Annotated in this window: 34 protein-coding genes and 1 pseudogene; 30 read left to right on the top strand and 5 right to left on the bottom strand. The window is 69.5% G+C overall.

All coding sequences use genetic code 11. The features are described from left to right. Position 1: 1 nt before the first annotated feature. The 18 genes from rplP to HD595_RS11595 all read left to right on the top strand — a co-directional run bounded on the left by rplP (position 2) and on the right by HD595_RS11595 (position 9,401). Positions 2 to 421, top strand: coding sequence for a 50S ribosomal protein L16 (rplP, locus tag HD595_RS11680; RefSeq protein WP_253768403.1), 420 nt, complete (start codon positions 2 to 4; stop codon positions 419 to 421). Further along, on the top strand, positions 421 to 657 hold the full coding sequence (gene rpmC / locus HD595_RS11675) for a 50S ribosomal protein L29 (RefSeq protein WP_080047279.1): 237 nt from the start codon (positions 421 to 423) through the stop codon (positions 655 to 657). Before rplP ends, rpmC begins: the two co-directional genes overlap by 1 nt. Beyond that, a complete protein-coding gene (gene rpsQ / locus HD595_RS11670) occupies positions 650 to 940 on the top strand; it encodes a 30S ribosomal protein S17 (RefSeq protein WP_175600306.1) in 291 nt (96 codons plus the stop codon). The genes rpmC and rpsQ overlap by 8 nt, the downstream gene beginning before the upstream one ends. 183 nt (positions 941 to 1,123) lie before the next feature. Further along, complete coding sequence (gene rplN, locus HD595_RS11665; protein WP_043623452.1) at positions 1,124 to 1,495, top strand: 50S ribosomal protein L14; 372 nt, start codon at positions 1,124 to 1,126, stop codon at positions 1,493 to 1,495. Positions 1,496 to 1,506: 11 nt separating this feature from the next. After that, entirely contained in the window at positions 1,507 to 1,797 is a 291-nt protein-coding gene (gene rplX / locus HD595_RS11660; RefSeq protein ID WP_253781132.1) for a 50S ribosomal protein L24, read from the top strand. Beyond that, positions 1,797 to 2,372, top strand: a complete 576-nt coding sequence (gene rplE / locus HD595_RS11655; protein ID WP_101783550.1) for a 50S ribosomal protein L5 — start codon at positions 1,797 to 1,799, stop codon at positions 2,370 to 2,372. The genes rplX and rplE overlap by 1 nt, the downstream gene beginning before the upstream one ends. A 2-nt stretch (positions 2,373 to 2,374) precedes the next feature. Further along, positions 2,375 to 2,560 (top strand): type Z 30S ribosomal protein S14, encoded by a 186-nt coding sequence (locus HD595_RS11650; protein WP_175587896.1) that lies wholly within the window; start codon positions 2,375 to 2,377, stop codon positions 2,558 to 2,560. Positions 2,561 to 2,743: 183 nt separating this feature from the next. Then, positions 2,744 to 3,142, top strand: a complete 399-nt coding sequence (gene rpsH, locus HD595_RS11645) for a 30S ribosomal protein S8 (protein WP_173521474.1) — start codon at positions 2,744 to 2,746, stop codon at positions 3,140 to 3,142. 16 nt (positions 3,143 to 3,158) lie between these two features. After that, complete coding sequence (gene rplF, locus HD595_RS11640) at positions 3,159 to 3,701, top strand: 50S ribosomal protein L6 (protein WP_253768401.1); 543 nt, start codon at positions 3,159 to 3,161, stop codon at positions 3,699 to 3,701. 2 nt (positions 3,702 to 3,703) lie between these two features. Continuing rightward, positions 3,704 to 4,087: a 50S ribosomal protein L18 gene (gene rplR / locus HD595_RS11635; RefSeq protein WP_253768398.1), complete on the top strand. Its 384-nt coding sequence runs from the start codon at positions 3,704 to 3,706 to the stop codon at positions 4,085 to 4,087. 25 nt (positions 4,088 to 4,112) lie between these two features. Then, positions 4,113 to 4,745 (top strand): 30S ribosomal protein S5, encoded by a 633-nt coding sequence (rpsE, locus tag HD595_RS11630; RefSeq protein ID WP_175600310.1) that lies wholly within the window; start codon positions 4,113 to 4,115, stop codon positions 4,743 to 4,745. Positions 4,746 to 4,747: 2 nt separating this feature from the next. Beyond that, positions 4,748 to 4,930 (top strand): 50S ribosomal protein L30, encoded by a 183-nt coding sequence (gene rpmD / locus HD595_RS11625; RefSeq protein ID WP_080043226.1) that lies wholly within the window; start codon positions 4,748 to 4,750, stop codon positions 4,928 to 4,930. A 2-nt stretch (positions 4,931 to 4,932) separates the two neighbouring features. Continuing rightward, the gene (gene rplO / locus HD595_RS11620) at positions 4,933 to 5,388 is read left to right on the top strand and encodes a 50S ribosomal protein L15 (protein ID WP_253768397.1); all 456 of its coding nucleotides are present in this window, start codon (positions 4,933 to 4,935) and stop codon (positions 5,386 to 5,388) included. 170 nt (positions 5,389 to 5,558) lie between these two features. After that, positions 5,559 to 6,869: a preprotein translocase subunit SecY gene (gene secY / locus HD595_RS11615; protein WP_253768395.1), complete on the top strand. Its 1,311-nt coding sequence runs from the start codon at positions 5,559 to 5,561 to the stop codon at positions 6,867 to 6,869. Beyond that, positions 6,869 to 7,519: an adenylate kinase gene (locus HD595_RS11610; protein WP_175600313.1), complete on the top strand. Its 651-nt coding sequence runs from the start codon at positions 6,869 to 6,871 to the stop codon at positions 7,517 to 7,519. The genes secY and HD595_RS11610 overlap by 1 nt, the downstream gene beginning before the upstream one ends. A gap of 112 nt (positions 7,520 to 7,631) precedes the next feature. Next, positions 7,632 to 8,441 (top strand): type I methionyl aminopeptidase, encoded by an 810-nt coding sequence (gene map, locus HD595_RS11605; RefSeq protein WP_253768393.1) that lies wholly within the window; start codon positions 7,632 to 7,634, stop codon positions 8,439 to 8,441. A 32-nt stretch (positions 8,442 to 8,473) separates the two neighbouring features. Continuing rightward, on the top strand, positions 8,474 to 8,893 hold the full coding sequence (locus HD595_RS11600) for a DUF1707 SHOCT-like domain-containing protein (RefSeq protein ID WP_253768391.1): 420 nt from the start codon (positions 8,474 to 8,476) through the stop codon (positions 8,891 to 8,893). 100 nt (positions 8,894 to 8,993) lie between these two features. Next, a complete protein-coding gene (locus HD595_RS11595) occupies positions 8,994 to 9,401 on the top strand; it encodes a hypothetical protein (protein WP_253768389.1) in 408 nt (135 codons plus the stop codon). Between the two features lie 445 nt (positions 9,402 to 9,846). Here HD595_RS11595 and HD595_RS11590 read toward each other — a convergent pair whose 3' ends face one another. Next, complete coding sequence (locus HD595_RS11590; protein ID WP_253768387.1) at positions 9,847 to 10,773, bottom strand: pyridoxamine 5'-phosphate oxidase family protein; 927 nt, start codon at positions 10,771 to 10,773, stop codon at positions 9,847 to 9,849. A 31-nt stretch (positions 10,774 to 10,804) separates the two neighbouring features. Continuing rightward, positions 10,805 to 11,670 (bottom strand): IS5 family transposase gene (locus tag HD595_RS11585; RefSeq protein WP_420540749.1). Its coding sequence is split into 2 segments (ribosomal slippage): positions 10,805 to 11,274 and positions 11,274 to 11,670, totalling 867 coding nucleotides; the frame shifts between segments, so codons are not numbered across the junction. A 366-nt stretch (positions 11,671 to 12,036) separates the two neighbouring features. Here HD595_RS11585 and infA point away from each other — a divergent pair. From infA to HD595_RS11545, 9 genes and pseudogenes are all read left to right on the top strand, one after another. Next, positions 12,037 to 12,258, top strand: a complete 222-nt coding sequence (infA, locus tag HD595_RS11580; RefSeq protein WP_012887858.1) for a translation initiation factor IF-1 — start codon at positions 12,037 to 12,039, stop codon at positions 12,256 to 12,258. Between the two features lie 25 nt (positions 12,259 to 12,283). Continuing rightward, positions 12,284 to 12,397 carry a 50S ribosomal protein L36 gene (gene rpmJ, locus HD595_RS11575; protein WP_003956441.1) on the top strand — a complete coding sequence of 38 codons (114 nt, stop codon included), beginning with the start codon at positions 12,284 to 12,286 and terminating at the stop codon, positions 12,395 to 12,397. A 247-nt stretch (positions 12,398 to 12,644) separates the two neighbouring features. Further along, positions 12,645 to 13,025 carry a 30S ribosomal protein S13 gene (gene rpsM, locus HD595_RS11570; protein WP_253768386.1) on the top strand — a complete coding sequence of 127 codons (381 nt, stop codon included), beginning with the start codon at positions 12,645 to 12,647 and terminating at the stop codon, positions 13,023 to 13,025. Positions 13,026 to 13,139: 114 nt separating this feature from the next. Next, positions 13,140 to 13,544 carry a 30S ribosomal protein S11 gene (gene rpsK, locus HD595_RS11565; protein ID WP_020542285.1) on the top strand — a complete coding sequence of 135 codons (405 nt, stop codon included), beginning with the start codon at positions 13,140 to 13,142 and terminating at the stop codon, positions 13,542 to 13,544. Positions 13,545 to 13,562: 18 nt separating this feature from the next. After that, positions 13,563 to 14,189, top strand: coding sequence for a 30S ribosomal protein S4 (gene rpsD, locus HD595_RS11560; protein ID WP_175600318.1), 627 nt, complete (start codon positions 13,563 to 13,565; stop codon positions 14,187 to 14,189). 101 nt (positions 14,190 to 14,290) lie between these two features. Beyond that, positions 14,291 to 15,307: a DNA-directed RNA polymerase subunit alpha gene (locus HD595_RS11555; RefSeq protein WP_175587884.1), complete on the top strand. Its 1,017-nt coding sequence runs from the start codon at positions 14,291 to 14,293 to the stop codon at positions 15,305 to 15,307. 150 nt (positions 15,308 to 15,457) lie between these two features. Beyond that, entirely contained in the window at positions 15,458 to 16,024 is a 567-nt protein-coding gene (gene rplQ / locus HD595_RS11550) for a 50S ribosomal protein L17 (RefSeq protein WP_253768384.1), read from the top strand. A 119-nt stretch (positions 16,025 to 16,143) separates the two neighbouring features. Next, positions 16,144 to 16,351, top strand: a pseudogene (locus tag HD595_RS46695) (tRNA pseudouridine(38-40) synthase TruA); the annotation flags it as partial. Next, complete coding sequence (locus HD595_RS11545; RefSeq protein ID WP_308211363.1) at positions 16,330 to 17,247, top strand: tRNA pseudouridine synthase A; 918 nt, start codon at positions 16,330 to 16,332, stop codon at positions 17,245 to 17,247. The pseudogene HD595_RS46695 and the gene HD595_RS11545, both read left to right, overlap by 22 nt. Positions 17,248 to 17,518: 271 nt before the next feature. Here HD595_RS11545 and HD595_RS11540 read toward each other — a convergent pair whose 3' ends face one another. From HD595_RS11540 to HD595_RS11530, 3 genes are all read right to left on the bottom strand, one after another. After that, positions 17,519 to 18,478, bottom strand: a complete 960-nt coding sequence (locus tag HD595_RS11540) for a hypothetical protein (protein WP_253768381.1) — start codon at positions 18,476 to 18,478, stop codon at positions 17,519 to 17,521. 3,312 nt (positions 18,479 to 21,790) lie between these two features. Further along, positions 21,791 to 22,744 (bottom strand): hypothetical protein, encoded by a 954-nt coding sequence (locus HD595_RS11535; protein WP_253768379.1) that lies wholly within the window; start codon positions 22,742 to 22,744, stop codon positions 21,791 to 21,793. A 24-nt stretch (positions 22,745 to 22,768) separates the two neighbouring features. After that, positions 22,769 to 23,530 (bottom strand): CAP domain-containing protein, encoded by a 762-nt coding sequence (locus HD595_RS11530; protein WP_253768377.1) that lies wholly within the window; start codon positions 23,528 to 23,530, stop codon positions 22,769 to 22,771. A gap of 322 nt (positions 23,531 to 23,852) precedes the next feature. Between HD595_RS11530 and rplM the strand changes: the two genes are divergently transcribed. Genes rplM through glmM form a run of 3 tightly spaced genes read left to right on the top strand, consistent with a single transcriptional unit; the run spans position 23,853 to position 26,192 of the window. Further along, the gene (rplM, locus tag HD595_RS11525; RefSeq protein ID WP_253768375.1) at positions 23,853 to 24,296 is read left to right on the top strand and encodes a 50S ribosomal protein L13; all 444 of its coding nucleotides are present in this window, start codon (positions 23,853 to 23,855) and stop codon (positions 24,294 to 24,296) included. Positions 24,297 to 24,322: 26 nt separating this feature from the next. Next, positions 24,323 to 24,844, top strand: a complete 522-nt coding sequence (gene rpsI / locus HD595_RS11520; protein WP_113700205.1) for a 30S ribosomal protein S9 — start codon at positions 24,323 to 24,325, stop codon at positions 24,842 to 24,844. Between the two features lies 1 nt (position 24,845). Next, positions 24,846 to 26,192 (top strand): phosphoglucosamine mutase, encoded by a 1,347-nt coding sequence (gene glmM, locus HD595_RS11515; protein ID WP_253768373.1) that lies wholly within the window; start codon positions 24,846 to 24,848, stop codon positions 26,190 to 26,192. The last annotated feature ends 27 nt before the right edge of the window (positions 26,193 to 26,219 follow it).

Raw genomic sequence — 26,219 nt, 5'->3', positions numbered from 1 at the left:
CATGCTGATCCCGCGCAGGGTCAAGCACCGCAAGCAGCACCGGCCTGACCGCAGCGGAGCCGCCAAGGGCGGCACCAGGGTCGTGTTCGGCGAGTTCGGCATCCAGGCGCTTGAGCACTCCTACGTGACCAACCGCCAGATCGAGTCGGCTCGTATCGCGATGACCCGCCACATCCGCCGTGGCGGCAAGGTGTGGATCAACATCTACCCCGACCGTCCGCTCACCAAGAAGCCCGCCGAGACCCGCATGGGTTCCGGTAAGGGCTCCCCCGAGTGGTGGATCGCCAACGTCAAGCCCGGACGCGTGATGTTCGAGCTGTCCGGCGTGGCGGAGCCGGTCGCGCGCGAGGCGCTTCAGCGCGCGATCCACAAGCTCCCGATGAAGTGCAAGATCGTTAAGCGTGAAGTGGGTGAGGCGTGATGGCTAAGGGCCTGACCGCCGGCGAGCTGCGGGTGGAGGACCAGGACACGCTGGTCCAGAAGCTCAAGGAAGCCAAGGAGGAGCTGTTCAACCTCCGCTTCCAGGCGGCGACCGGTCAGTTGGAGAGCCACGGGCGGCTGCGCGCCGTCCGCCGCGAGATCGCCCGTATCTACACCGTGATGCGCGAGCGTGAGCTCGGCATCGTCACGGTCGAGAAGGAGACGAGCGATGGCTGAGACCGAGACCACCGAGACCACCACCGAGGGTGGCCGTAACTTCCGCAAGGTCCGCGAGGGCCTGGTCGTCAGCGACAAGATGGACAAGACCGTCGTCGTCGCCGTCGAGGACCGCGTGAAGCACCGTCTGTACGGCAAGGTCATCCGCCGTACGACCAAGTACAAGGCGCACGACGAGTCCAACGCCTGCGGCGTGGGCGACCGTGTGCTTCTGATGGAGACTCGTCCGCTCTCCGCCACCAAGCGGTGGCGGGTCGTCGAGATCCTCGAGAAGGCCAAGTAACCCTTCTCGGATATACCGCGCCTCGTGGGGGGTGGAGACACCCCCCATGACGGTGTCCAAGGACGTGGGACCATCCCGCGTCGCCTGCGGTGCGGCTCCCCGGAGCTGTGGCCGGAGGACCAAGAAACCGACGGGTTCCGCCAGGCTCAGCGATGAGAACCGGCGCGACTAACAGGAGTAATCGTGATCCAGCAGGAGTCGCGGCTCAAGGTCGCCGACAACACGGGTGCCAAGGAGATTCTCTGCATCCGCGTTCTCGGCGGTTCGGGCCGACGCTACGCCGGTATCGGCGACGTCATCGTCGCCACTGTCAAGGACGCGCTGCCGGGCAGCACGGGCGTCAAGAAGGGCGACGTGGTCAAGGCCGTCGTCGTCCGCACGGTCAAGGAGCGCCGCCGGCCCGACGGCTCCTACATCCGCTTCGACGAGAACGCCGCCGTCATCATCAAGGACAGCGGTGACCCTCGTGGCACTCGTATCTTCGGCCCGGTGGGCCGCGAGCTGCGCGACAAGAAGTTCATGCGCATCATCTCGCTCGCCCCGGAGGTGCTGTAATGCCGAAGCAGCTGCACGTGAAGAAGGGTGACCTCGTCCAGGTCATCGCCGGCAAGGACAAGGGTGCCAAGGGTCACGTCATCGCCACTCTCCCGCACGAGGACCGTGTGGTGGTCGAGGGCGTCAACATGATCAAGAAGCACTCCAAGGAGACCCACCAGGGTCCGCGCGGCGCCAAGACCGGCGGCGTGCAGACCATGGAGGGCCCCATCCACGTGAGCAACGTGAAGAAGCTCAAGGACGACAAGCCCGCCGACAAGAAGGCCGACAAGAAGGCCGACGAGACGGGTGAGGACAGCTGATGACTGCCACGACCACCGAGACCGAGCGCCCGACGCCGCGCCTCAAGACGAAGTACCGCGAGGAGATCGCGGCTCAGCTTCGCGAGCAGTTCGGCATCGAGAACGTCATGCAGATCCCCGGCCTGGTGAAGATCAAGGTCAACATGGGTGTCGGCGAGGCGGCCCGCGACTCGAAGCTCATCGAGGGCGCCGTTCGCGACCTCACCGTGATCACCGGCCAGAAGCCGGCCGTCGTCCGGGCCCGCAAGTCCATCGCCCAGTTCAAGCTGCGCGAGGGCATGCCGATCGGCGCGCACGTCACGCTCCGCGGCGACCGCATGTGGGAGTTCCTCGACAGGCTGCTGTCGCTGGCGCTGCCCCGCATCCGTGACTTCCGTGGCCTGTCGCCGAAGCAGTTCGACGGCAACGGCAACTACACGTTCGGTCTGACCGAGCAGGTCATGTTCCACGAGGTCGACCAGGACAAGGTCGACCGGCCGCGAGGCATGGACATCACCATCGTGACCACGGCGAAGAACGACGACCAGGGCCGGGCGCTGCTGAAGCTCCTCGGCTTCCCCTTCAAGGAGGCCTGATCATGGCGAAGAAGTCGCTGATCGCCAAGGCTAAGCGCAAGCCGAAGTTCGAGGTCCGGGCCTACACCCGGTGCTCGCGCTGCGGTCGTCCCCGCGCCGTCTACAGGAAGTTCGGCCTGTGCCGCGTGTGCTTCCGTGAGATGGCACACCGGGGCGAGCTTCCTGGCATCACCAAGTCCAGCTGGTAGTTACCCTGTGGGGGCGGCGTGACGTCGCCCCCGCGGGCTGCCGGCCGTACATAGAGAAACACTGTCAATTCCGGGGCTCTCACCGAGAGCACCCATGACCACGCCGAAGGTCCACCGGCAGAGCGGTGCGCACGCACTCGATGCTTGGCCGACTGGAAACCGCGGCGAGGAAGGCCACTGGCCATGACGATGACCGACCCCATCGCAGACATGTTGACGCGTCTGCGGAATGCGAACTCGGCGTACCACGAGAGTGTGTCGATGCCGTATTCGAAGATCAAGGCGCACATCGCCGAGATCCTCCAGCAGGAGGGCTACATCCAGTCTTGGTCCGTCGAGGACGCCAAGGTGGGCAAGAACCTCGTGGTGGAGCTCAAGTTCGGGCCGACCCGTGAGCGGTCGCTCGCGGGCCTGCGCCGGGTCTCCAAGCCCGGTCTGCGGGTGTACGCGAAGAAGGACAACCTGCCTCGAGTCCTGGGCGGGCTCGGCGTCGCGATCATCTCGACGTCCGCCGGCCTCATGACCGACAAGCAGGCCGGCAAGCGTGGTGTGGGCGGGGAAGTCCTCGCCTACGTCTGGTAGAAGGGAGGAACACAGCATGTCGAGAATCGGACGGCTGCCCATCCCTGTGCCCAGTGGCGTAGACATCACGATCACCGGCCAGGATGTCCAGGTCAAGGGCCCGAAGGGCACGCTCACTCACTCGGTCGCCGAGCCCATCTCCGTGGCTCGGGACGACGACGGCGCCATCGCTGTCACCCGCCCCAACGACGAGAACAAGGTCCGCGCGCTGCACGGCCTGTCTCGCACCCTGATCGCCAACATGGTGCAGGGCGTCACGCAGGGCTACTCCAAGACCCTGGAGATCGTCGGCGTCGGTTACCGCGTCCAGGCCAAGGGCCCGACGCAGCTGGAGTTCGCTCTGGGCTTCAGCCACCCGGTCATCGTCGACGCCCCCGAGGGCGTCACCTTCCGCGTCGAGAAGCCGACCCTGTTCCACGTGGACGGCATCGACAAGCAGAAGGTCGGCGAGGTCGCCGCCAACATCCGCAAGCTGCGCAAGCCCGACCCGTACAAGGGCAAGGGCGTGCGTTACCAGGGCGAACAGATCCGCCGCAAGGTCGGAAAGGCTGGTAAGTAGGCATGGCTCCGAAGGTTGCGTTCAGCAAGCACACGGCTGCCCGCACCGTCTCGCGGGCCCGCCGTCACCGCCGCGTCCGCAAGAACGTCGTCGGTACGGCCGCGCGTCCGCGCCTGGTCGTCAACCGCTCGACCCGTCACCTCTTCGTGCAGATCGTGGACGACACCGTCGGCCACACGCTGGTGAGCGCGTCCACCATGGACGCCTCGCTGCGCACGCTGGAGGCGGACAAGACCGAGAAGGCGAAGAAGGTCGGCGAGCTCCTCGCTCAGCGGGCCAAGGAAGCCGGGATCACCGCCGTCGTCTTCGACCGTGGTGGCAACCGCTACGCCGGGCGCATCGCGGCCCTGGCGGACAGCGCCCGCGAAGGCGGGCTCGAGTTCTAATGGCTACTGAGATGAGGAACCACTGATGGCTGCAGCTCCGCGTCGCGGTGGCGGCACCGGTGGCGAGCGGCGGGACCGTCGTGACGATCGCCGCGGTGGCGCCGCCGACAAGGGCGTCTCGTACATCGAGCGCGTAGTGAAGATCAACCGAGTGGCCAAGGTCGTGAAGGGTGGTCGTCGCTTCAGCTTCACCGCCCTCGTCGTCGTCGGTGACGGCAACGGCCTGGTCGGCGTCGGTTACGGCAAGGCCAAGGAAGTGCCCGCGGCCATCGCCAAGGGCGTCGAAGAGGCGAAGAAGCACTTCTTCAAGGTGCCTCGCATCCAGGGCACGATCCCGCACACCGTGCAGGGCGAGGAGGCGGCCGGCGTCGTCTTCCTGCGTCCCGCCTCGGCCGGTACCGGCGTCATCGCCGGCGGCCCGGTGCGCGCGGTCCTGGAGTGCGCGGGCATCCACGACGTGCTGTCCAAGTCGCTCGGCTCCGACAACCCCATCAACATCGTGCACGCCACGGTGGCCGCTCTGAAGGGCCTGTCCCGGCCCGAGGAGATCGCCGCCCGTCGTGGCCTGCCGATCGAGGACGTCGCTCCGGCCCGGATGCTCAAGGCTCAGCGCGAGGGCATCGCCGAGGCCGCCGCTGCGGCGAAGGCGGTGAGCTAGTCATGGCACGCCTGAAGATCACTCAGGTTCGCTCGAAGATCGGTGGCAAGCAGAACCAGCGTGACTCGCTGCGTTCGCTTGGCCTGAAGCGAATCGGCGACGTCGTCGTCAAGGAGGACCGGCCCGAGATTCGTGGCATGGTCTCCGTGGTGACGCACCTCGTCGAGGTGGAAGAGGTCGACTAGTCATGACTGACAAGGCTCCGCTGAAGATTCACGACCTGCGTCCCGCCCCCGGCGCCAACAAGTCCAAGATCCGCAAGGGTCGTGGCGAGGGCTCCAAGGGCAAGACCGCTGGTCGCGGCACCAAGGGCTCGCGGGCCCGTACCGGCGTGCCCCTCGGTTTCGAGGGTGGCCAGGTGCCGCTGCAGAGGCGTCTGCCGAAGCTCAAGGGCTTCTCCAACGCGCTGTTCAAGACGTCCTACCAGGTCGTCAACCTGGACAGGATCGGCGAGCTGTTCCCCGAGGGTGGCGATGTCACCGTCGAGACGCTGGTCGCCAAGGGTGCTGTCCGTAAGAACCAGCTCGTCAAGGTGCTCGGCACCGGCGAGATCTCCGTCGCGGTGAACGTGCAGGCTCACGCCTTCTCGGCCGCTGCCAAGGAGAAGATCGCCGCGGCCGGTGGCTCCGTTACCGAGCTGTAAATACGCTATGACGAGGCGTGGGGGCTCTGACAATGGGCTCCCACGCCCGTAGTGCGTTAGAGTTCGCGAGACGGCAGGCTTCTGTCCGGCTCGTTTGACTTGAGACTTCAGATGGCAGATCCCCGCACCATCGCATACTCACATCGCCGAATAGGCGCGCAGGAGGGACCGTGCTGACCGCGTTTACCCGGGCGTTCCGGACGCCGGACCTGCGCAAGAAGTTGCTCTTCACTCTGGGCATCATCGCGCTGTTCCGTCTTGGCTCGGTTCTTCCGACTCCGGGCGTTCATGTCGAGAATCTCGCGAACTGCTTCCAGCAGGCGCGTAACGGTGCATCCGGCAACATCTACGGGATGGTGCAGCTGTTCAGCGGCGGCGCGCTCCTGAAGCTGTCGGTGTTCGCCCTCGGCATCATGCCGTACATCACGGCGAGCATCATCCTGCAGCTGCTCGTCGTCGTGATCCCTCGTCTTGAGGCACTCAAGAAGGAGGGACAGGCCGGCCAGACCAAGATCACACAGTACACCCGTTATCTGACGATCGGTCTCGGTGTCCTGCAGTCCACGGCCTTCATCGCGCTCGCGCGCTCCGGTCAGCTGTTCCCGAACTGCCAGCAGGACGTGCTGATCAACCCGAACGACATCTTCGGCATCATCACGATGGTCGTCATCATGACGGCCGGCACCTCCGTGATCATGTGGCTGGGTGAGCTCGTCACCGACCGCGGCGTCGGCAACGGCATGTCCATCCTGATCTTCACCTCCGTCGTGTCGGTGTTCCCGTCCGAGCTGGCCAGCATCTTCCAGGCCAACAAGTTCACCTTCACGGTCGTCATGGTCGTCGGCATCTTCATGATCGCCGCGGTCGTCTTCGTCGAGCAGGCCCAGCGGCGCATCCCGGTGCAGTACGCCAAGCGGATGGTCGGCCGGCGCATGTACGGCGGCACCTCGACCTACATCCCGCTGAAGGTCAACCAGGCCGGCATCATCCCGGTCATCTTCGCCTCGTCGCTGCTCTACCTTCCGCAGCTGATCACCTCGCTGTTCGCCAACACCCAGAACCCGAACGCGGTCGTCCAGTGGATCGCGCAGAACCTGGCCGGCGGCAACACGCCCACCTACATGATCACGTTCTTCGTGCTCATCGTGTTCTTCACGTACTTCTATGTGTCCATCACTTTCAACCCCCCTGAAGTGGCTGACAACATGAAGAAGTACGGTGGGTTCATTCCGGGCATCCGCCCGGGCCGGCCGACGGCTGAATACCTGAACTTCGTGCTCACCCGTCTGACCGCGCCCGGCGCGCTCTATCTGGGTCTGATCGCCATGGTCCCGATCGTCGCGCTGGCGGTGGCCGGTGCGAGCCAGAACTTCCCGTTCGGAGGGACGAGCATTCTGATCATGGTTGGTGTCGGCCTGGACACGGTCAAGCAGATCGAGAGCCAGCTGCAGCAGCGTAACTACGAAGGTTTCCTGCGGTAGTGCGTCTCGTTCTGGTGGGGCCCCCCGGAGCGGGAAAGGGGACACAGGCCCAGTACATCGCATCCAACCTGTCCATCCCGAAGATCTCGACAGGTGACATCTTCCGTGCCAACGTCTCGGGCGGCACGGAGCTCGGCAAGCTGGCCAAGACGTACATGGACCGCGGCGACCTGGTGCCCGACGAGGTCACCATCGCCATGGTCCGCGACCGTCTCTCCGAGGACGACGCCCAGGACGGGTTCCTGCTCGACGGCTTCCCCCGCAACGTCCCGCAGGCCGAGATCCTGCGCGACATGCTCAAGGACTGGGGACAGGCGCTCGACCTGGTGCTGGAACTCGTGGTCGACGACGACGAGGTGGTCCGCCGTCTCGCCGGTCGGCGTACGTGCAGCCAGTGCGGCCGTATCTGGCATGTGGAGTTCGACGACAAGCAGGACGACCGCTGCGACGTCTGCGGCGGCGCGCTGTTCCAGCGTGACGACGACAAGGAAGAGACCATCAGGCACCGCCTGGAGGTCTACCAGGTGCAGACCGCGCCGCTGGTCGCCTACTACGCCGACGAGGGCATCCTGGTCGGAGTGGACGCGACCGGCCCGGTCGAGGAGGTCACCGAGCGTGCCATGGAGGCGATCCGCCCTTTCACGGGATAGCTCTGCTGACGGACTGACGAGGTGGCACGAGTTTCTTCGTGCCACCTCGCGGCTATTGTGGGGGGAATTGGGCTCCCGCGTCCGCTCGTTCCCAACCTAGGGGTGCCGAAAAGTGTTCAAGAAGAACAGACATGGAATTCAGATCAAGTCGGCCGAGCAGCTCCAGAAGATGCGCTCGGCCGGCCTCGTGGTCGGACGCACGCTGGACCTGCTGAGGCGTTCGGTCGAGCCGGGCATGACGCCGCTCGACCTCGACGTCATCGCCGAGAAGGCGATCAGGGAAGAAGGCGCGATCCCGTCGTTCAAGGGCTACCAGGGCTTCCCGGCGACCATCTGCGCGTCCGTCAACGACGAGGTCGTCCACGGCATCCCGACCAAGGCCCGCAAGCTGCGCGAGGGCGACATCATCTCCATCGACTGCGGCGCGATCCTCGACGGCTGGCACGGCGACTCGGCGGTGACGGTTCCCGTCGGCGAGGTGGCGCCCGAGCTCACCGAGCTGATGCGGGTCACCGAGGAGGCCATGTGGCGCGGCATCGCCGCGCTCACGCCGGGCCGTCACCTGTCCGACATCGGCTACGAGATCGAGCGGTACGTCAAGGCGCAGGGCCGCTTCGGCATCCCGCCGGAGTACGGCGGCCACGGCATCGGCACCGAGATGCACATGGACCCGTGGATCGCCAACCACGGCCGGCCCGGCAAGGGCCCGGTCCTGGAGGAGGGCATGTGCCTGGCCATCGAGCCGATGGTCAACCTGGGCACCGCGCGGACCCGCGTGCTGGCCGACGACTGGACCGTCGTGACCATCGACGGCAAGTCCTCCGCGCACTTCGAACACAGCGTCGCCGTGACACATAATGGTCCTTGGGTGCTTACCGCCCTGGACGGGGGCGAATCGCGCCTGGCGCAGCCGCATAACTGACCTGGAGTGGTGGAATGGCACAGAGCCCCGAGATGCGTGCCTCCGATTCCGATCGCGACCGGGTGGCCGCCGTGCTGCGGGAGCACACCGCGCAGGGCCGTATCACCATGGACGAGTTCAACGAGCGGCTGGAGCAGCTCTACCAGAGCAAGACGTACGGCGAGCTGGAGCGGCTGACCTCCGACCTGCCCGATGTGGACCTGCGCCACCGGCAGCTCGCCAAGAAGAGCGACAAGGACGCCGCGAAGAAGGCCAAGACGCACGCCGGCGTGCGCGCCGCCTGGGGCGCCTGGGCCATGGCCAGCTCGATCAACTGGGTGATCTGGCTGATCGTCAGTGTGACGGCCGACCACTGGATCTACCCGTGGCCGCTGTGGGTCATGGGGCCGTGGGGCGTGGTCCTGCTGGTGAGCACGATCTTCGGTCCGGGCGGTTCATCGCAGAAGCGGTGAAATGTGCACTAGTGCACTCTGCGTATTCCTCCACAGATCGGACGGCCGAATCTTCCTAACGTGAGTCGCGTCGAGAAGCACCGACTCATCGGAGGAAGAGATGCGCAAGCTCATCGCGACGGCCGCCCTCGCCGGATCCCTCGCCGCCGGCCTGGCCCTGACCGCGCCGGCCGCCCAGGCCGCGACCGCCACCACGGACACGGCCTCCCAGAGTGTCCACAAGTGGGGCAAGTTCTACTCCAACAGCCACAAGGCCTACACCTTCGGCTACACCTGGAAGTCGCACGGGCGGGTCTACACCAAGTGGTACGGCAAGGAGTCCACCCCCAGGTCGGGCTATGTCTGGTTCCGCTACGAGTTCAAGGGCGGCGGCGGTGGCAAGTTCTTCCGCCCGTGGGACGGCTCGCACAGCGAGACCTGGTCGAAGAAGGGGCTCAGCCGCGTGTACACGTACACGTGCTGGGGTGGCAAGTTCAACGACTGCGGCAAGGTGTACCGCATCTACTGATGCCGGCCGCTGACGCCCGCCCCCTCGCTTCCGCTCGTCCCGGGCGGGGACGCGTCTCTCCCCGCGGCCCCGCCCCTTCGTCAAGGCCCGCCGACTTCGCGTCGGCGGGCCTTTTCCGCGTGCGCGCCGCGCGGTTGGGGCCGCGTGTGCGAGCCACGGGGGAGGGGCCGCGTCTGGTGGCCGCCGCGTGGGAGGGGCCGCGGCGGTGTGGGGGGCCGCGCGAGAGGGCCCGCCGTTCGCGGGCGTGTCGTATGGGAGGGGCGCGACGATGTGCGCGCCGTGTGGGAGGGGCTGCGTCCCGAGCGCGCCGTATGGGAGGGGCCGCGTTCTGAGCGTGTCGTGTGGGAGGGCCCGCCGGTGTGCGCGCCGTGTGGAAGGGGCCGCGCCGGTGCGCGTGTCGCGCTGAAGAGCTCGGCCGCTCGGCGTGCGCGCTTCCGGGCGTCAGTCAGCCGTCGGTACGGGGCGCCGTCGCGGCGAGGGCCTGGAACTCGGGCCAGGCCACCTTGGGGCGGGGGAGGCCCCGGCGGTCGAGATAGGCGCGGGTGGCCCGGCGCGCCCGGCGCAGGGTGCCGATCACGTCCAGTGGACCGCCGGAGCCCGCCGGCTCGACGACCTTGACGGGGACGAACAGCCAGCCGTCGCCGTCGCGGCGCAGTTCGCCGCGTACCAGGGCGTTGTGCATGGCGGCGAGCCGCTCGTCGTGCCGGTGGACGAGGAGGCTGGCCGGTCCCGGAACCGGCGGGCGGTCGGCCGGCGACTCCACGGCGTAGCCGCCCTCGGCCGGGGTCACGCGGGTGCGGGCGAGCAGCGGCGCGCCCGCCTCGTCGCGCGCGCCCAGGACGGCCGTGGGGTATGCGGACAGCAGCGCCGCGCCCAGGAGAGCGCTCGGCCCGGACGCCGCGGGGGCGGGGGAGAGGCGGGCGAGAGGCGGCCTGGACAGCACCACGGTGGGGGTCACGACGATGAGCAGGCGCATGTAGTACCAGTCCATGAGCCGGCGGGCCGCTCCGGTCACGTACTTCCGGCTGTCGGGCTGCCGTTCGAAGAGCATGCTCCAGTACGCCTCGTCCCCCGCCGGGCTGGTGACGATCTCCTCAGGGCAGACGGCGGTGCCGGTGACGAGCACCTGGGGCGGGTCGGTCAGGCCGCTGCCGGTGGGGTCGGACAACAGCATCGCCACCCGGCCGTCGCGGCGCACGTTCAGCGCCTTCTGGGCGAAGGCCAGTGACGTCGTCACCAGCAGCGTGCCGTCGGCGCGGCGGTGGAACGCGGTCGGCCAGGTCAGCGGTGTGCCGTCACGGCCCAGGGTCGTGAACTCGCAGGTGCGGTAGGCGTCCATGAGGGGATGGAGCGCCGGGTCGAGGATCTGCATGGCAGAGAACCTAGGGCCTGTTTTGTGGATCTCATGCAAGCCATAGCAGCAGGCAGGCGATGGTGACAGCTGCCTGGTAGTGAACGGCGAGCTTGTCGTAGCGGGTGGCGATGCCTCTGAACTGCTTGAGCCGGTTGAAACAGCGTTCGACGACGTTGCGACGTTTGTAACGGGCAGGGTCGAACGCGCAGCGCCGGTGCCCTCGATGAGCTCGCCCAGCCAGCTGGTCGACGCGTTCAGGGATGGTCGCGCTGATACCCCGCCGGCGCAGATAGGTACGGATGGCCCGGGAGCTGTAGCCCTTGTCAGCGATGACGTGCTGAGGCCGGGTGCGGGGACGGCCAAGGCCGAGCCGAGGGACGCGAACGGCTGCCATCACACGGGTGAACTCGGTGCAGTCGTTGATGTTGCCGCCGGTGAGAACGAACGCCAGCGGCAGGCCGCGTCCGTCGGTGGCCAGGTGGAGTTTGGTGGTCAGTCCGCCGCGCGAGCGCCCGAGCGCCTGTCCGCCTTGATCCCCAACGTGATGGTTCGTCCTTGCCGGGTTCCCCCTTTACGGGCGCCCGCGGCGTGCTGGTGGGCCCGGACAATGGTCGAGTCGACGCAGACGGCCGACCAGTCCACCGCTCCTGCCGCATCCTCGTGAGCCTGGACATGCTCCAGCAGCCGCTGCCACGTCCCATCCGCTGACCAGCGACGGAACCGCTGATAGATCGTCTGCCAAGGGCCATACCGTTCGGGGATGTCCCGCCAGTCGGCACCGGTGCGGATCTTCCACACGATGCCGTTGAGCACTTGACGGTGATCCCGCCACCGGCCACCTCGTCCTGGGTGGGCCGGCAGTAGCGGCGCGATACGTTCCCACGCGGCATCGGTTAACTCATGGCGACGGACCATGTACCCATCGAGCCACACCCGAGCTCATCGCGCTGCCCGAATCGGCGAATCAGGAGGTTGAACCCACCTCCTGATCCACAAAACACGCCCTAGGGCCTGTCGGCGCGCCGCGATCCGGTGACGGTGGCGGTGACGCGGACGGGGTCACGACGCGCCCGCCGTGGGGTAAACTGATCCGTGGTTGTGTCAGGACACCTGGCACGCGTTTCGCGTTTTTGGCTCAGGTGTCGTACACTCCTTAGTCGGCTCACTATGACTACCACGCGTCGGCGTCCTTTGCCGGACGCCGCTCTCTTCGAAGCGTGACGGTCGCGGCTGCTAGTGAACCGGAGCCTCAGACGATCGATCAGTGAAACGCGAGGGATTTTGGCCAAGAAAGACGGCGCCATCGAGATCGAGGGCACTGTGGTCGAGTCGCTCCCGAACGCCATGTTCCGGGTGCAGCTCGACAACGGCCATAAGGTCCTGGCCCACATCAGCGGACGGATGCGGATGCACTACATCCGGATCCTTCCTGACGACCGGGTGGTCGTGGAACTGAGCCCCTACGACCTCAGTCGTGGGCGGATCGTCTACCGATACAAGTGAAGACGTCTGAGGAACACGAAGGACAATGAAGGTAAAGCCGAGCGTCAAGAAGATCTGCGACAAGTGCAAGGTGATCCGCCGGCACGGTCGCGTCATGGTGATCTGCGACAACCTGCGCCACAAGCAGCGCCAGGGCTAGTCGCCGCAAGGCTTCTCCGAGTCCGCCCCGATTTCAGGGAGCGGGCTCGACGCATGAGGAGCCTGAAGTCAGTGGTAACGCTTCACACCTGAGCAGGCGGCGTGCCGCGCGAGGTTCGGCCTCGTACCGGCACGGAAGGCCGTACCACTCAGGAGACCCCCGGTCGGAGGCCGGGGCCCTCACCCCGGGCATGGGGAGGGGAGATGAGGCGTAAGACCTCCGCCACAAAGAAGGAGAATGCCCGACCATGGCCCGCCTGGTTGGCGTCGACCTCCCCCGCGAGAAGCGGCTGGAGATCGCTCTCACCTACATCTACGGAATCGGCCGCACCCGCGCCCAGGAGATCCTCCAGGCGACCGGTGTCAGCGGCGACCTCCGCGTGCACCAGCTCTCCGACAACGAGCTCGTCCCGATGCGTGACTACATCGAGGCGAACTTCAAGATCGAGGGTGACCTGCGCCGCGAGGTCCAGGCCGACATCCGTCGCAAGATCGAAATTGGCTGCTACCAGGGCATCCGGCACCGCAAGGGCCTGCCCGTCCACGGCCAGCGCACGCAGACCAACGCGCGCACCCGCAAGGGCAAGAAGAAGACCGTGGCCGGCAAGAAGAAGCCCGGTAAGAAGTAGTCCGCACTGGGGCGGCCGGCGCCCAGGCCCTGCAGCCGTGATCGGCGGGGGCCGGGCCGGCACGACCGCTCTCAGCAGCCGCGAGACCGAACACCTCAGGAGTGAAGGCGAAGGATGCCTCCTAAGAGCCGTCAGGGTGCGCCGAAGAAGGTGCGCCGCAAGGAGAAGAAGAACGTCGCTCATGGGCACGCCCACATCAAGAGCACGTTCAACAACACGATCGTTTCGATCACCGACCCCAACGGGAACGTGATCTCCTGGGCCAGCGCCGGCCACGTGGGTTTCAAGGGCTCCCGTAAGTCCACCCCGTTCGCCGCCCAGATGGCCGCCGAGAACGCCGCCCGCCGCGCCATGGAGCACGGCATGCGGAAGGTCGACGTCTTCGTCAAGGGTCCGGGCTCCGGCCGCGAGACCGCGATCCGCTCCCTCCAGGCCACCGGCCTCGAGGTCGGGTCGATCCAGGACGTCACCCCGGTCCCGCACAACGGCTGCCGTCCGCCGAAGCGCCGCCGCGTCTGATCCAGGAGATATTGAGAAATGGCTCGTTACACGGGCGCGGACTGCAAGCTCTGCCGTCGCGAGAAGACCAAGCTCTTCCTCAAGGGCAGCAAGTGCGAGTCCGCCAAGTGCCCCATCGAGATCCGTCCCTACCCGCCGGGTGAGCACGGTCGCGGACGCCCGAAGGAGTCCGAGTACCAGCTCCAGCTTCGCGAGAAGCAGAAGACCCGTCGCATCTACGGCGTCCTCGAGAAGCAGTTCCACAACTACTACGAGGAAGCCACCCGCAAGACCGGCAAGACGGGTGAGGTGCTGCTCCAGATCCTGGAGACCCGCCTCGACAACGTCGTCTACCGCGCCGGTTTCGCCCAGTCGCGCGACGCCGCCCGCCAGCAGGTCCGTCACGGCCACTTCCTGGTGAACGGCAAGAAGGTCGACATCCCGTCGTACCGCGTGCGCGAGCACGACATCATCGAGGTCCGCGAGAACAAGCGCGGCCTGCTGCCGTACGAGGTGGCCCGCGCCACCGCCGGCGAGCGCACCGTCCCGGCCTGGCTGGGCGTCGTGCCGGAGAAGCTCCGCGTCCTGGTCCACCAGCTGCCGGTCCGCCAGCAGATCGACACCCAGGTCCAGGAGCAGCTGATCGTCGAGTACTACTCCAAGTAGTCCTCGCCCGCCTGATGGCGTACGGCGTGCCGTACGCCATTTAGGCTGTATATCGGAGTGGCGTCATATAGCGGGCGTCACACGACAAGGGGAGTACCCGCATGCTGATCGCTCAGCGTCCGACTCTTCTCGAAGAGTCGATCGACGACACCCGGTCGCGGTTCATCATCGAACCGCTGGAGCCGGGCTTCGGCTACACCATCGGCAACTCGCTCCGCCGCACGCTGCTGTCGTCCATTCCGGGCGCGGCCGTGACGAGCATCCGGATCGAGGGCGTGCTGCACGAGTTCTCGACCGTTCCCGGGGTCAAGGAAGACGTCACCGACATCATCCTCAACCTCAAGGAGCTGGTCGTCTCCTCCGAGCACGACGAGCCGGTCGTGATGTACCTGCGCAAGCAGGGCCCCGGTGAGGTCACCGCCGCCGACATCGCGCCCCCGGCCGGTGTCGAGGTGCACAACCCGGAGCTGCGCATCGCCACGCTGAACGGCAAGGCGAAGCTGGAGATGGAGCTGACCGTCGAGCGCGGTCGCGGCTACGTCTCCGCCGCGCAGAACAAGCAGCCCGGCCAGGAGATCGGTCGCATCCCGATCGACTCCATCTACTCGCCGGTGCTCAAGGTCACCTACAAGGTCGAGGCCACCCGAGTCGAGCAGCGCACCGACTTCGACCGCCTCATCCTGGACGTCGAGACCAAGCCGGCCATGAAGCCCCGCGACGCGGTGGCCTCCGCCGGTAAGACCCTCGTCGAGCTGTTCGGCCTGGCCCGTGAGCTCAACGTCGAGGCCGAGGGCATCGACATCGGCCCGTCGCCGACCGACGCCGCCCTGGCGGCCGACCTGGCGCTGCCGATCGAGGAGCTCAACCTGACCGTCCGCTCCTACAACTGCCTCAAGCGCGAGGGCATCCACACCGTGGGTGAGCTCGTGGCCCGCAGCGAGCAGGACCTGCTGGACATCAGGAACTTCGGCGCCAAGTCGATCGAAGAGGTCAAGCAGAAGCTGCACGAGATGTCGCTGGCGCTCAAGGACTCCCCGCCCGGGTTCGACCCGAGCGCGGTGGCCGGCGCCGGTTACGACGACGACGACAGCGCGTACGTCGAGACCGAGCAGTACTGAGCCATCGCGAGGGCTTCCTCGCGAATCCCCGTCCCGGGCGGCTGGACCGCCTGGGACGGGCGACAGTAACGGACCGCACCCGACGGGTGCGTCCGGCCCGACTCCGGTACCTGGTACGGCCGGGGCGGGTTGACTCACAAGGAGAACGCAATGCCCAAGCCCACCAAGGGCGCACGTCTTGGCGGCAGCCCTGCCCACGAGCGGCTGATCCTGGCCAACCTGGCCACGGACCTGTTCCGCCACGGCAAGATCCGCACCACGGTTGCCAAGGCCAAGCGCCTCCGCCCGGTGGCGGAGCGCCTGATCACCAAGGCGAAGAAGGGCGACATCCACAACCGTCGCCAGGTTCTCGAGGTCGTCAAGGACAAGGGCGTCGTCCACCACCTGTTCACGGAGCTCGCGACGACGTTCGCCGAGCGTCCGGGCGGCTACACCCGCATCACCAAGGTGGGGCCGCGCAAGGGTGACAACGCTCCGATGGCGGTCATCGAGCTGGTGACCGAGCCGCTGAACCCGGTTCGCGTCTCCCGCTCCGAGGCTCCGGCCGCCGCCGCTGCCCCGGCCGCCGCTCCGGCGAAGGCCGAGGACGAGGCTCCGGCGGAGGAGACCGAGGCTCCCGCTGAGGCGCAGGCCGTCGACGAGGCGCCCGCCGCCGAGGCCGCCGACGCCGACGCCGACGCCGACGCTTCGGCCGAGGCGAAGAAGGACGAGGCCTGATCTTTCAGGCCGCAGACGTCGCGGGCCCGGCCCCCTCACGGGGTGCCGGGCCCGTTTCGCGTTTGCGTGGTCGTGTGGTGACTTCTGCCGTGCTGGTGCGCGGCTCGGGGAGGTAACTCGTGGTACGGCTCCGCCTCGACCTCGGGTACGACGGCACCGATTTCTCCGGCTGGGCCCGCCAGCCGGGGCGGCGTACCGTCCAGGGGGAGATCGAGCAGGCGCTCGGCCGGATCCTGCGCCTCGCCGGCCCACCCGCGCTGACGGTGGCGGGGCGGACCGACGCCGGGGTGCACGCGCGGCACCAGGTGGCGCACGTGGACGTCGCGGTGGGGTGCCTGTCGGAGCTCGACCGCAACCGCCGCCGTGGGGGCGCCGCTGCCGGACCGGGTGCCGGGGCCGGATCTGTTGTCGAGGCCGGATCGGTTGCCGAGGCAGGGGCGGTTGTCGCGGGAGGCCCGGTTGTCCAGGCAGGGCCGGTTGCCCCGGCGGGATCGGTCGTCGGCGAGGGGGCGGGTTCGGCGGATGCCGGGACTCCCGTGGTCGCCTCGGACGGCGTGGGCCCGGCCGCCGACGGAGAGGCGGTGGCGGCGGTCGACGGGGACGCGGCGGCCGAGGAGTTGCCGCTGGACGTGGACGAGCGGCTCGCCACGCTCGTGCGACGGCTGGCCGGGGTACTTCCGCCGGATGTGCGGGTTCATCGGGTCTCCGTGGCTTCTGAGGGCTTCGACGCGCGTTTCTCCGCTCTGTCCCGCCGGTACGCGTACCGGGTGAGCGACGCGCCCGGCGGGGGAGACCCGCTGCGGCGGCGCGAGGTCGTGTGGCACAACCGCCCGCTGGACCTCGACGCCATGAACGCCGCCGCCGAGCGGCTGCTGGGCGAGCACGACTTCGCGGCGTTCTGCAAGAAGCGGGAGGGGGCGACCACGATCCGCGAGCTGCAACGGCTGCGGTGGGTGCGGCAGGACGACGGGCTGCTGGTGGCCACCGTGGTGGCCGACGCGTTCTGCCACTCGATGGTGCGGGCGCTCGTGGGCGCGCTGCTGGCCGTGGGCGACGGCCGGCGGCCGGTCGCGTGGCCGGGACAGGTGCTGGCGGGGGCCGTACGGGACAGCGGGGTGCACGTCGCGCCCGCCCACGGGCTGTGCCTGGAGGAGGTCCGTTATCCGCCGGTGGAGGAACTGGCGGTACGGGCTGCCGCGACGCGCCGCGTACGCACCCTCTGACGGACCGGCACCCTCTGGCGGACCCGCACCTTCTGACGGGCCGGTCTTCCTACAGGCCAGGGCCCTCCCACAGGCAGGCACCGTCTGACAGGGCGGCACCTTCGGCAGGCCGGCATCCTTTGACCGGCCCGGACCCCCCTACAGGCCAGCGCCCTCACGCAGGCCGGCTGTTGCCCGAGAGGTGCAGGCAGCGGCCGTGTCGAGGTCGGCCGTTGGCGGTGCGAACGGCCTGTCCGGGGGCCGTCCGAGGTGCGGGGCGGGTCGTTACAGGTCAGCCGTTGGAGATGCGGCGCTCCAGGACGAGTGACATCTCGTCGCGGAAGGCGTCGCTCACCTTGCCCAGCGTCCGGTCCTTGGCCGCCGGGGTGTGACCGTCGGCGTAGGTGGCGTAGCTGAACACGATGTAGCGCCCCCACACCAGGCCCGCCGCGTAACCGCCCGCGATGTCCACGCGTTCGCCGCCGGAGCCGCCGGGGCCCGGGAGGGCGCGGAACCACAGGTTGCGGCCCAGGTTCTTGGACTGGTCGGCGCGCATGGCGGCGTCCTTGGTGGGGAGCACCGCGATGCCGCTGGTCACCGCGTAACGACGCTTGCTGTCGACGTAGGTCGCCCGCAGCACCCTGCTGCACTTCTGGTCGTGCAGGGCCTCGGCGAACGGTCCCGCGGCGGCCTTGCGGCAGTCGTTCTCCAGGTCCGTCTCGACCCGGGAGAACGTGGCACCGGCCGCTTCCACCTTCTTGTCCCGGAACGCCTCGGTCAGCGACAGTTTGCGCTTGTCCGTCGCCTCGGAGTCGAGCATGGCCGCCGCCGGGACATCCGCCGACGTGCTCGCCGTGGGCGACGCTGACGGGCCGGATTCGGTCGGCGTCGACCCGGTCGGTGCAGAGCCGGTCGGCGCGGCCGAGGGCGGCGCGGAGGCGGTGGCGGGCGCCGACGGCCGCTTGCCGGCCACCGTGGACGCGGGCCCGCTCAGCGACTTGTACGCGAAGAAGCCGCCGGTGGCGACGCCGCCCAGGACCAGAACGCCGACGACGGCCAGGACGGCTCGCTTCGCCTTGCTGGGCTGGGCGGCCGGGGGCGCGGGCGGCGCCGGTGGCTGCTTGAACGCGCCCAGCGGGTGACCGCCGATCCGCGTCGGCGCCGACGCGGGCAGGTCGAACGACGCGGGCGAGAGGGGGGAGCGGGGCGGCGGGTTGTTCGGCCGGCCCCAGATGTCGCGGCCGAAGGGCAACTCGGGGAGTTGCTCTTCCTGGCGCTGTTCCTCGGTCTGGGGCGGGGGCGGCCAGCCGCCGGGTGGGCGGATGGGGTCGTGCCCGTTGGCGGCTGCCTGACCGGGGGCTGTTTGTCCGGGTGCGGTCTGGTTCTGAGCCGCCTGGCCGGGTGTGGTGTGGCCAGGGGGGTCCTGATCAGGGGAGCCCTGTCCAGGGGTGGCTGGGCCGTGGGTGGCCGAACCTTGGGTGGCTGAGCCCTGAGCGCCTGGGCCTTGAGCGCCTGGGCCTTGAGCGGCTGGGCCTTGAGCGGCTGGGCCTGTAGGGGTGGGGCCTTGGGCGGTCTGGCCGTTCGGGTGGTGGGCGGCCGCGGGGTTGCCTGTGGCCTGGGGAGCTGGGTGGGCAGCGGTGGGCTGGCCCGGGGCGGGGTGAGTTCCGCCGGGGGAGTGTTGTGCCGCTGGAGGTGTGGCGGGGGTGTGCGGGCCCCCTGACATGGGCGTGGTGGCCTGAGGGGCGCCAGCGGGGGCGCCCGGCTGCGCGGTGCCGCCGGGCTGTGGAATGCCGTGCTGTGGGGTGCCGTGCTCCGCGGTACCGGGCTGCGAGTGATGGGCGGCACCGGCCTGCGGGATGCCGGGCTGTACATGGGGAGCCGTGGGACCTTGAGGGTGGCCGTGGTGCTCGACGGGTGGCCAGACGGGGACGTCGCTCGGCTCGGCGGGGCGTACACCGTGGGGGTGGTGTGACGGGTCGCCGGGTGCGCCGGAGGGCGTGGAGAGGTCCGCCTGCTCCGTGGAGGAGCTTGCCTGATCGCCGGGCTGGACGCCGGCCGAGGCGCTCTGCGGAGCCTGCGGGGAGCCGACCAGAGGCGTCCCCGCCTGAGGTGCTCCGGACTGAGGGGCTCCGGCCTGGCGGGCCCCGGTCTGGGCAGCTCCGGTTTGGGGTGCTCCGGCCTGTGCGGGGCCGGTCTGCTGAGAGCCGGTCTGTGGCGAACGACTCTCCGGTGACTGGCCGTCCTGCGGCTGGCGGTGGGACGACGGGGGCTGCGACGGCTGCGCCTGCGGCGAGTGAGCCTGCTGCGGCTGGGGCTGAGGTGTCGCGCCAGGGGTCGCCGGGCGGGGCAGGTGCGGGACGGTCTCCCCGGGGATGGGCGGGTGTGCGCCGGCGGGGATGGTGTCGTTGGCGTCGGCGACGGGCCAACCCGCCGTAGCTGAGCCGGGAGCGTGATCGGCGCCCTTGGCGTGGGGGGCTTGCGGGGCGTGCGGGGCAGCCGAGGGGGCGGAGCCCGGGACCCGGGTGTCCGGCCCTCCTTGGGCAGGTCCATGAGGAGTGCCGGACGCGGGTGTGTGCGATCCGGCTTGGGCGGACTCATGGGGAGCGCCGGGACCCGTCGGAGTGCTTGAGGGGCTCGTCCTCGCGCCGGTCGGCCGGGGGGAGCGGCCGGCCTCGATGGGGTGAGGGGCCGTCAGGTCGGGGTCCAGCACGTCCGGCTGCGTGGCGTTGGGGTCGAAGGCGGGTGGGGGTGGGGGCGGGGTGTGGGCGGTGTGAGTGCCGGCGTGGTGCGGTCCCAGGGCATGCGGGCCTGCGCCCTGCGGTCCCAGAGCATGCGGAGCTGCGCCCTGCGGTCCTGACGCGTGGGGTGCCGGGCTCTGCCGGCCCGGTCCTTGCGGAGCCGGGGTGTGAGGCTGACCGGCGGGGTGAGGGCCTGAGGGGTGGCCGACCGAGCCGTACGGAGTCGCCAGCGTGTGGGGGGCCGTGGTGTTGGGGTCGAACGGGCCCGCACCGGGAGCGCCGGGGAAGGCGGGAGCGCCCGAAGAGGCGCCGAAGCCAGGCCCGGGGCTGGGAACGCCGGGGCCGGGGTGGCTCGTCGGTGTCGGCTGGTTCGGGGACGGGCGGTCCGTGGTGAGGGACTCGTCGTTGTCGAGGCCGGGCACGGGTTCGCCCGTGGCGGCGGGCCACGGCGGCATGGCGGGCGGGTCGGCGACGGGGGCGGGCCACACCTGCATGCCCGCCGCCGCGGCCGTGAAGGCAGGCGGGGGCTCCCAGCGGGGCGCGCCGGGCACCACCGGATCGGCCGCCCAGGGCGGAGGCTGCTCCTGTGATGCGCCCTGCGCGGACGGCCCCGTCTGGTCGGCTGGTCCGCTGGGGCTGACCGGTTCGGCCGACGCGGGGGATCCGGCCTGGCCGGGAAGTCCCGCCCTGCCGGGAAGTCCTGTCTGGGCGGGAAGTCCTGTCTGCCCTGGTGGGGCGGCCTGGGGTGGCGTGGTCGGCGAGTTGGCCGGGGCCGCGGGATATGTCTGTGCCGGCGGTAGCGGCTGTCCCGGTGCGTTCGCCGGGGGCTCCGCGGAGGGCTGGGGGCCGGGTACGTGCCAGGGACCCGGTTCGGGGGCAGGCCAGGTGGCGGACGGGTCGGTGGTCCAGGAGTCAGGCTCGGGGGTGGCCCACGGCGTGGCGTCGTCGGCGGGTGCGGCGCCCTGCGGGAACCCCGAGGCGGAGCCCTGGGGGTATCCCGAGGCAGTGCTCTGAGGGGACCCCGAGGCCGGGCCCTGCGGAAACGCCGAGGCGGCACCCTGGGGGTATCCCGAGGCAGTGCTCTGCGGGAACGGCGAGGCGCCATCCTGGGGGAAAGCCGGGGTGGGGCCCTGCGGAGGTGTGGGATGGGCCGGGTTCGGTCCCGAGTGCGGGCCCGGATACGCGGCATGCGGCGGGGCCGGAGTCTCCGGGTGGCCGGCGGCCGAGGGGTTCGCGTACCAGTCGTACGGGGCCGCGTCTCCTCCGGGCACCTCCCACGGGTGCGCGCCCGCCGGGCCGCCACCCGCGCCGTGCCCGGGCGCGACCCCGTGCTCCCCGCTCCCGCCGTAGGGCGACTGCCCATGAGCGGGCGCGCCGTAGGGCTGCTCACCATAAGCCGGCTCGCCGTAGCGCGGAGCACCATGAGCCGGCTCACCACGAGTCGACTCACCATGAGCCGACTCGCCGTAGGGCGGCTCGCCGTACGGCGACGGCGTGGCCGCGTGCTCCCCGCTCCCCCTGCCGGACGACGGCAGCGGCGGTGGCCCCCACGTGTACGGGGGACGCTCGCGCCCCGTCACGTCGGACGGTTCACGGGACGGGGACGGCGGTGAGGGGGCGCGTCGCTCAGCGGGCCGGCCGAAGCTCGGCGGTGGCGTCGCCGGCGCCGCCGGGTCGCCGGCGTCTCCGCGATCGTGCTCAGACCCAGGTTCCTGGCCACGCATAAGGGCGAGCCTAGCGAGAGTCGGGAGATCGTCATGGCGGTATGGGCGTTCCCGGCGGCATCAGGTGAGTGCTTTGTGACCTTGTCGGGTGAAAGGCGGGATTCAGGCGGGGTGGCCGGTCAGCGAGCGCTGGTCGAGCGCCTTGAACACCGTGGCCTTGGTGACCTCGACGGCCGCGCCCATGATGGCCTTCTGGCTCTTCTTGTCGGGCTTGCTGCCGTCCTTGTTCTGGAACCAGATCATGACCGCGTAGTGGCCGTGCGCCCACACCTGGGCGCCGCCGCTGCCGGAGCCGACCAGCTTGGTGACCGAGTCCTTGCCGGGCAGCGGCTTGACGTAGTTGGTCTGGCTGCCGGCGGAGGCGACCTTGGCGGCGTTCTTGCCGGTCTTGAGGTTGGCCACGCCGACCGTGCCGATGATCTTCCCGGCCTTGTCGCGGAAGCTGGCCCGGAGGAGCTGGGTGCACTTGCCGGACTTGAGGGCCTTCTGCAGCTTGCCGCCGAGCGCGCCGTCGCCGCACTTCTTGAGCTTGCTGGTGATGGTCATCTCGTACGAGTGTCCCGACACGGCGAACTTCTTGGTGGGGAACAGCTCCTTGACCGTGAGCGGCTCGGGGTCGGTGGACCGGTCGGTCGCGTAGCCGAACTTGCCGGGCGGCGTCGTCGGCAGCGGCGCGGAGGTGCGGGTCGGCGAGGTGGCGGTGGACTCGGAGCCGCCGGCCTTGAACATCATGACCAGCCCGACCACGAGCGCGGCGAGCACCGCGACGCCGCCCAGGGTGAACCAGAGGGGACCGCGCGACTTCGGGCCCTCGGCGTAAGGGCTCCACGTGGCGCGGCGTTCCTGGCCCCGGGCCTCCTCGACGACCGGCGCGGGCTGCGCCGGCGCCTTGTCCTGGTACGGCGGACGCGCGAAGGCACTGGTCTCGGGGGTCGCGAAGGCGCTCGTCTCGGGGGTGGGGGCGGCCTCGGGCTCAGGGGCGTCGTCACGCTTCCTGCGGAAGCGGCCGGCGAGCCGCTGAGTGGTGCTGCTCTCGCTGTCGTCGGGAAAACCCATGCGGGCGAGATTACCGCGAGGCCGTCAGGAATATCCGAAGTCCTGTGTCCACCATGGTCCGCCTGGGCCGGACACGACGCCGACGCCGATGGCCCGGATGCGGCAGTTGAGGATGTTCTGGCGGTGGTCGCGGCTGTCGAGCCAGCCCTGCACGGCCTCCTCCGGCGAGGCGTAGCCGCGTCCGATGTTCTCGGCCGCGCCGGCGCGGTAGCCGGCGCGCTCCATGCGGTCCCACGGTGACGCGCCGTCGGGCGATCCGTGCTCGAAGCGGCCGCTGCGGGCCATCTCGGTCGAGTGGGCCCGGGCCGAGCTGGTGAGCCGGCCGTCGACGCGCAGCGGGGCGCAGCCGCGCCGGACGCGGGCGGCGTTGGTGAGGCTGACGACCTTCGCGGCCATGGCGGGCGAGACCTGCAGGACCGGGTCGCCGCCGAGCACGCGCACCGGGTCGCCGGCGGTGTAGCCGGGGACGAGGTCGCCGTCCGGTGTGGTGGTGGGCTGGACGCGGCTGCGCCCGCGGGGCATCGCCGTGGCCGTGGTGACCGCGCGGGGGATCCGGTCGGCGCGGGGACGCGCCGGCTTGGGCGTCGGCTTCGGGGTGGGGGTGGTGGTGGGCGGCGCGGTCTCGCTGAGGTAGATGTGCCCGGTCGGCTCGGCGCCGTCGCTCATCCGGGTGCCCAGCAGCACGCCCGCGAAGAACAGCGCGGCCATGAGGCAGACCAGCGCCCCCAGGTGACTCCGGCGCCGTGCGCTCCGCTGGGTGTGCCGGGGGTGAGAACTCTGCCACATACCGCCACCAACGATAGAGATGTGCGGCTGCGGTAAAGAAGGGATTGCCGGGAACCGAAATCGAACCGTTCTGTGGTCGGGCGGCCGGTCGGGTAGAATCGTGCGAGGTTACCGGTCTTTTGACCTGCGCCCCTCAGGGCGGGTAGCCTAATCGTTCGTTGTGTGCATAGGTCCTGCGTGACCGATGCGCGGCGCGTCCGGCGTCATCTCCCATCCATGCGGAGACGGAAGGTCCGGGCCGTCGTGTGCCCGCACCGACCGACCCCAGCGCTGCCGCATCCGGCAGCGCGCCGAAGACGCGAGCATAAAGAAGGCTACGACCGTGCGCACGTTCTCACCGAAGCCCGCCGACGTCCAGCGTCAGTGGTACGTCATCGATGCGACCGATGTCGTGCTGGGCCGGCTGGCCAGCCACGTCGCGACCCTGCTCCGCGGCAAGCACAAGCCGATCTTCGCCAACCACGTCGACACGGGTGACTTCGTCATCGTCATCAACGCGGACAAGATCGCGCTCAGCGGCAACAAGCTTGAGCAGAAGAAGGCGTACCGCCACTCGGGCTACCCGGGCGGTCTGCGCTCCGTGAGCTACGGCGAGCTCATGCAGAAGCGGCCGGACAAGGCCGTCGAGAAGGCCGTCAAGGGCATGCTGCCCAAGAACTCCCTCGGCCGGAAGATGGCCAAGAAGCTGAAGGTCTACGCGGGGTCCGAGCACCCGCACCAGGCCCAGCAGCCGGTGCCGTTCGAGATCACCCAGATCGCCCAGTAGTAGTTCGAAAGAGTTAGAGGAGAACCGTGGCTGAGCCCACCGGTGTCGAGACGGCCGTCGAGGCCGAGCTGGAGGACTACTCCGGCGAGGATTTCCCGTCCGAGTACACCACCGAATCCGCTGCCAGCGCTGACGCTCCCGTGCGCAAGCCCGTCACCACGGGCAACTCGTACGGCACCGGCCGCCGCAAGGAGGCGATCGCCCGCGTGCGCATCGTCCCCGGCACCGGCAAGTGGACGATCAACGGGCGTTCGCTGGACGTCTACTTCCCCAACAAGGTCCACCAGCAGATCGTCAACGAGCCCTTCGTGGTGCTCGGTGCGGAGGAGGCGTTCGACGTCATCGCCCGCATCGACGGCGGCGGCGTGACCGGCCAGGCCGGTGCGCTGCGCATGGGCCTGTCCCGCGCGCTGGCGATCCTGGACGTCGAGGTCAACCGCCCGCCGCTGAAGAAGGCCGGCTTCCTCACCCGTGACGCCCGCGCCACGGAGCGGAAGAAGTACGGCCTCAAGAAGGCCCGCAAGGCTCCGCAGTACAGCAAGCGCTAAATTGGCGCGTCTTTTCGGCACCGACGGGGTGCGTGGGGTCGCGGGACGCGACCTCACGGCGGAGCTCGCCATGGACCTTTCGGTCGCGGCGGCTCACGTCCTCGGCGATGCCGGCGCGTTCACCGCTACCGGACGCCGTCCGATAGCGGTCGTAGGCCGGGACCCGCGTGCCTCAGGAGAATTCCTTGAGGCCGCTGTGGTCGCCGGCCTCGCGTCGTCCGGTGTGGACGTGCTGCGCCTCGGCGTGCTGCCCACCCCGGCCGTCGCCCACCTCACCGCGGCGCTCGGCGCCGACCTCGGCGTCATGCTGTCGGCCTCGCACAACCCCGCGCCGGACAACGGCATCAAGTTCCTGGCCCGCGGCGGCTTCAAGCTGTCCGACGCGGTCGAGGACGAGATCGAGCGGCGGCTGGGCGAGGACTGGAGCTTTCCCGTCGGCTCGGCCGTCGGGCGGGTGCGCGACGCCTACGGTGAGGCCGACCGGTACATCAGCCACGTGCTGGCCACGATGCGCGGCGGGCTCGACGGGCTGCGCGTCGTCGTCGACTGCGCCCACGGCGCCGCCCACATGGTCGCGCCCGAGGCGCTGCTGCGGGCCGGCGCCCAGGTGGAGGCGATCGGGGCGCGCCCCGACGGCCTCAACATCAACGACGGCCACGGCTCCACCCATCTGGACAAGCTCCAGCAGGTGGTGATCTCGCGCGGCGCCGACGTCGGCATCGCCTACGACGGCGACGCCGACCGCTGCCTCGCGGTGGACCACACGGGCGCGGTCGTCGACGGCGACCAGATCATGGCGATCCTGGCCTCGGCGATGCACGCCGAGGGCACGCTGGCCAAGGACACCGTGGTCGCGACCGTGATGTCCAACCTGGGCTTCAAGCTGGCCATGCGCGAGGCGGGCATCACCGTGGTGGAGACCGCGGTGGGCGACCGCTACGTGCTGGAACGCATGAAGGCCGACGGCTACAACCTGGGCGGCGAGCAGTCCGGTCATGTGATCATGCTGGACCACGCCACCACGGGTGACGGGCTGCTGACGTCGCTGCACCTGCTGTCGGTGGTGGCCTCCTCGGGCCGCTCGCTGCGCGAGCTGGCCTCGGTCATGACGCCGTTGCCGCAGGTGCTCATCAACGTCAAGGGCGTGGACAAGGGCAAGGCCAAGGCCGCCGAGCTCGTGTCGGCGGTCGCCGACGCGGAGGCCGAGCTGGGCGACACCGGCCGGGTGCTGATCCGGCCGAGCGGCACCGAGCCGATGATCCGCGTGATGGTCGAGGCGTCCTCGGAGGACCAGGCCACCAAGGTGGCCGAGCGTCTGGCCGACGTGGTGCGGGCGGCCTGCGCCTGAGCCAGGCAGTGAGAGAGGGGTACGGCT

The sequence above is a fragment of the Nonomuraea roseoviolacea subsp. carminata genome, from assembly GCF_024172185.1.
In the GTDB taxonomy this organism is placed as follows: domain Bacteria; phylum Actinomycetota; class Actinomycetes; order Streptosporangiales; family Streptosporangiaceae; genus Nonomuraea; species Nonomuraea roseoviolacea.
The sequence above is the reverse complement of the archived record's forward strand: the minus strand, read 5'-3'. Positions and strand labels throughout refer to the sequence as shown.